The 4710-nt window shown below is 64.1% G+C and carries 2 protein-coding genes; both read right to left on the bottom strand.

The annotated features are described in order from the left end of the window. Positions 1 to 209: 209 nt before the first annotated feature. Positions 210 to 2342, bottom strand: a complete 2133-nt coding sequence (locus BQ17_RS11050) for a pentapeptide repeat-containing protein (protein WP_089727024.1) — start codon at positions 2340 to 2342, stop codon at positions 210 to 212. A gap of 644 nt (positions 2343 to 2986) precedes the next feature. After that, the gene (locus BQ17_RS11045) at positions 2987 to 4426 is read right to left on the bottom strand and encodes a Mur ligase family protein (protein ID WP_089727022.1); all 1440 of its coding nucleotides are present in this window, start codon (positions 4424 to 4426) and stop codon (positions 2987 to 2989) included. Positions 4427 to 4710: the final 284 nt, after the last annotated feature.

The raw sequence follows: 4710 nt of genomic DNA, 5'->3' as shown, positions 1-4710 counted from the left end.
TCACTTTCCGGCCCATTTAACGCCAGGACGCAATGGCGCCAAGACGCAAAGATTCTTTGTTCTTTCTTTGCGTCTTGACGTCCTTGCGTCCTTGCGTCCTTGCGTTTTTTCGCAATTTCCGTTTTTTCGCGAACTGAGCCACTACCCGACCGTCCCTGGTCTTTCCCGCCCTACGGTCCTTCCACGTCCCCGCGCGGCGCGGCGGACGGTCATTGGTTTTTCTCAAGCACCTCGGCCAGCTCAGGACACTCCCCGGATTCGGCCCTGGCCCGGAGTGCCTCTGCCAACACCGGATCACCCTCGATCCCCAGGTACCTAATACCCTTGGCCTGCCGCCGCATCCCTTTGGCGATGTATTGGTCGTTGCAGGCGAGTCCGGCGCGGTAGTCCGCGTGCGCTGGCTCGAATTCGGCCGCATCCGGCGGTGCCGGCCAGTCCGCGAACAGGCCCCGCCAATCGTGCATCACCTCGAATCCCTGGAGCGGTGAGATCGCCGTCGGTTGCACAGGCAGGTCGAAGGCGACGGACCAGAAGCGCTCGATGGCCCGCTCGACCCGTTCCCGCTCATCCTGGGACCAGTGTTCACTTGCCTGCTCCAGCTTGGCCTCCAGTTTCTCGATCTCCGAGAACACGGAGGACAGCCCTTCCCAGTCGTCACGCGGCCAGCGCAGCTCCCGCAGATCGGCGAGCGAGAGCTCCGCGTCTTGGAACCTGGTCCCGTAGACCACCGCCTCCCGGAGATCCGCGCCCTCGAGCTGCGCCCCGGTGAGATCCGCGCCCTCGAGCTGCGCCCCCCTGAGATCCGCGCCCTCGAGCTGCGCCTCCCGGAGATCCGCGCCCTCGAGCTGCGCCCCCCTGAGATCCGCGCCCTCGAGCTGCGCCCCGGTGAGATCCGCGCCCTGGAGCTGCGCCCAGAAGAGAACCGCGCCCTGGAGCTGCGCCCCCCGGAGATCCGCGCCCTGGAGCTGCACCCACAGGAGATCCGCGCCCTCGAGCTGCGCCTCCACGAGAACCGCGCCCTCGAGCTGCGCCCCGGTGAGATCCGCGCCCTCGAGCTGCGCCTCCACGAGAACCGCGCCCTCGAGCTGCGCCCCGGTGAGATCCGCGCCCTGGAGCTGCGCCCAGGAGAGATCCGCGCCCTCGAGCCGCGCCTCCCTGAGAACCGCGCCCTGGAGCTGCGCCCCCCTGAGATCCGCGCCCTCGAGCTGCGCCCCTATGAGAACCGCGCCCTCGAGCTGCGCCCCCCGGAGATCCGCGCCCTGTAGCTTTGTTCCATCAAGGTTGGCGTGCTGCAGCTTGGCGCCCCGGAGATCCGCATCCCAAAGATCGCTTTGGTAGAAATCGGCATAGCGCAGATCCCGTCCGCTCAGATCCAGTGCCTCGCCGGCCTCCAGCCAGATCCTCGCCCGCTCCTCGTCGGTCTTTACATGCTCAGCGAACAGGAGCTCCACCGAGGGAGCTTTGCGCATCAGAGTCCGTTCCCGCAGCACCAGATTCCGATGGATCCAGGGTAGCCCCTGCTGGTTCCCGGTCAATCCTTTTCCCTCGTCCCTGACCAACCATTTTTCGGCCAACCATTTTTCGGTGTCGCCGACGTGCGGAACCAATAGAATCCAGGCACCGAGCACCAGGATTGTGGATGCCGAAATCCCCAAGATTGTGGACACCCAGGTCCCCCATCTGGATCGGGACTGGGACCACCAGTCCCGCCAGCGACCGGAGGGGGAGGACAATCGCGGCCAAAAGAACCACAGTAGCCCCAGATCGAGGGCAAATACCAATTGGTGCTCGATTGTGATCGGCTCACTGTGATAGGGCAGGAATTTCCATTGGATGACCAGCAGCAGAACGATGGGGGTCAGCAGAATGGTGACGATGACCGCTGCCCTGAATGCCCATTGGATCGGCCTTGGATGGTGCCTGCCGACAATCAGGTGGCTGAAGACCAGAGGAAAAGGCAGCTCCCGTTGGGTCCGCTCCAGCTTCGACGGGAGGGAGCTCAGCGCACGGTCCAGGATGAACAGCTTGCGGGACAGCAGGAAGAATTGATTGAGCAGATGGGCATGGAAGATCAGCACCAGCAAGGGAGAAATCACATAAAACTCGACCAGGGGCAGATCGATATCGAGCAACGGTAGCTTGGTACCGGTTCCCTTCAGGAGCTGTTCGTCGGTAGTCGAAAGGGCGATGACCGCCACATAGAAGGCGAACAGGAGAAAGCTGAAATAGAGCACGCGCACATGGCGCGCGGCTTCGTCCGCCGCGGTGCGCAGGACCGCGAGCTCGGCGAGGCGATCCGTCTCTTCGAGCGGCCAGAGATCTTTGTCCCGGCTAGTATCCATCCCGATCTATCCCTCCGGAAATCCGATACGACCCGTAACCCGCGTCGGGCAGGAAAGCGCAGCGCATCCCGCCTTCGGGATCTGCCAATCCGCGAAGTTTAAACCACAGAGGACACCGAGAACGCAGAGAATTGGCCGGTGCCTTTCTCTGTGTCCTCTGTGTCCTCTGTGTCCTCTGTGTCCTCTGTGTCCTCTGTGTCCTCTGTGTCCTCTGTGTCCTCTGGGGCGGGATGCGACCGTCCCTGGTCTTTCCCGCCCTACGGGCTCTGTGGTTCGAAAGGACGTTTGCGACATCTTCCTACGGGGAGGAACCGATTTTCCTATAGGAAAACCCGGCTCAAACAAGGAACCGGGTGGCGGAAAGCTCTACCCCTGCGCCTATCTTCCCCGTCGCATTGCCGACCCGCGCGGCCCTCGTCTTGAGTGTAGGATGTGGTGAGCCGCCGGGCGTGGGACGCGCCCGGCGGCGAACCGCATCAGCCCGTAGGATGCGGTGAGCGCGGTATACCGCTTCATGGATGGCATTGACGGCCGGCGCGAACCGCATCAGTGGCGTAGTGAGCGCAGCAAACTGCATCCTCTAATCAGGTGGTAAGCGTGCGTTGCCGGTTTCCAGCCACCAGCCACCGGAAGCCGGCGGCTGGTCAGACCCAGGCGAGGCGCCGCAGATTGCGTTCCACTTCGTCCTGATCGCTGTAGTAGGTCTTGCAGCCGTCGCGGTCGATGTAGCGCTCGTGGCCCTTGCCGGCGATCAGCCCCACCCAAGGCTCGTCGGCTGGGCGTTCGGCCAGCAGGTCGAACAGACGGGCGACGGCCTGCGGGCGCTCGACCACCACCTCTCGGCCCGTGCCGGGCAGGCCCGTGAGGATGTCGTCGATGATCCGCTCCGGGTCCTCGCTGCGGGGGTTGTCCGAGGTCAGTATCACATGGTCGGAGTGGCGCGCCGCCGCGGCGCCCATGAGGGGGCGTTTCCCGCGATCGCGCTCGCCGCCGCAGCCGAACAGGGTCAGGACACCGGCGTCCGGGAAGGCATGCCGGATGGCGGTCAGGAGGGTCTCCAGGGCGGCCGGGGTATGGGCGAAATCCACGATCAGGGTGCGGTTACCGATGACCCGGCACTCGAAGCGTCCGTCTACCACCTCCAGATACCGCCAGTATGGGCGTTCCCCTGGGCCGAGCAGGGTGTCAGCCAGGGCCGCGGCCAGGGCATAGTTCTCCCGGTTGTGTATCAGAGCCAGAAAGGGCTTGGCCGCGACTACCTCCGGCCCCAAATTCGCCGCGTTCAAAGGCTGTATCGGGACCGGCGGTGTTCCCGGTTCCAACAGGCGCGAAATAACCTCCGGGCTGGTGCAGAAGAGCCGACCGCCGTCCCGGATCAGATCCAGGATACGGGCCTTGGCGGCGAAGTAGGCGGCCTCGTCCCGGTGATAGTCCAGGTGATCTTGGGAGAAGTTGGTCCAACCCGCGTTCCGGAGCGGAATGCCGTGGAGCCGTCCCTGGTCCAGGGCGTGGCTGCTGGTCTCCAGCACGACCACATCGTAGCGGCCTCGGTGGACGTGCAACAGGCGGCGCAGCTCGATCTGGGGCGGGGAGGTGAAGCCGGTCTGGACCAGCGGCTCGCCGTTGAGCGAGACGCCGAGCGTCCCGACCGTGAGGACCCGCTGCTCATAGGCGCGGAGCATGGATTCCAGATACTTGACGGTGGTGGTCTTGCCGTTGGTCCCGGTGATGCCCATGAAACCGCCGGCGATCTCCGGGAGGGGGTAGCGGAGGTCGCAAAAGCGCCCCACCGTCCGCGGCCAGTCAGCGGGACGGGTCACGAAGATCCCCTTGCCGGGCAGGGCCTCGAAACAATCGAGCATGCGGTTGGTGACCAGCACGGAAAAGCTGCCGTCGGCCAGGTAGCGCCGGTAGAGCTCCGCATCGTCGCGACCGTCGTCCAGGCGCTGGAAGAATAGGATCGAGCCCGGCCCGCAGGCGTCGGCGCGCCACTGGATATCGGTGAGCGGGACGGGGGATACCGGCTCCCGCCGCCAGGCAAATGCCGTAGCCGCGAGCAGCTTGGTGAGCGGGTCGGAAGGCATGGGTTCTTTGGTTCTCCACCGAGAGGATTCCGGTGGCACTCTACCAGCTGCCAGCTGCTAGGGCGTGTTGATATTTAAAAGGTCCGCACAGCGGACCCTACAGTCAATCAGATAGTTAGCGTAGGGTCCGCTGTGCGGACCGCCGGAATGTTGCAGTCATTCAACAGGTGAAAACAGTCGATTAGCGTTAAATGTCAATAGGATCTGGGGGGCGTTCTCAATTGAGCTGAATCCTCATGAAAATCAAGCACATCAGGCCCATGCAGCAGTGGCTACGAGTTTCC

It is taken from the genome of Candidatus Thiosymbion oneisti, assembly GCF_900092655.1.
In the GTDB taxonomy this organism is placed as follows: Bacteria; Pseudomonadota; Gammaproteobacteria; order Chromatiales; family Chromatiaceae; genus Thiosymbion; species Thiosymbion oneisti.
This window is presented reverse-complemented; position numbering and strand designations above follow the sequence as displayed.

Coding starts and splice junctions, on each gene's coding strand:
- BQ17_RS11045 (WP_089727022.1), bottom strand. CDS start 4,426: ATGCCTTCCGACCCGCTCACCAAGCTGCTCGCGGCTACGGCATTTGCC.
- BQ17_RS11050 (WP_089727024.1), bottom strand. CDS start 2,342: ATGGATACTAGCCGGGACAAAGATCTCTGGCCGCTCGAAGAGACGGAT.